General features: G+C 45.2%; 1 pseudogene. It reads left to right on the forward strand.

The annotated features are described in order from the left end of the window. Positions 1-239, forward strand: a pseudogene (locus tag AAEY62_RS24525) (two-component system response regulator GlrR); the annotation flags it as partial.

Here is a 239-nt window from a genome sequence, read left to right on the forward strand (position 1 = left end):
GCTCATGGATCTATCCCTGATGCGGTAGAGGCCACCAAGCAAGGTATTTTTGCCTTTATCACAAAACCCGTTGATAAAGATGAGCTGTTTGACAGCCTAGCCAAAGTCATTGAGATACATGGGGTTAATAATGATGAAGTCGCCCCGCAAAGTAATATTGTCACCCGCAGTGGCGCTATGCTGCATTTGCTGGAGCAAGTGAAACTATTAGGGCCTACACAAGTTAACGTGCTTATTTC

The organism is Pseudoalteromonas sp. GW168-MNA-CIBAN-0100 (assembly GCF_040309225.1).
In the GTDB taxonomy this organism is placed as follows: Bacteria; Pseudomonadota; Gammaproteobacteria; order Enterobacterales; family Alteromonadaceae; genus Pseudoalteromonas; species Pseudoalteromonas arctica.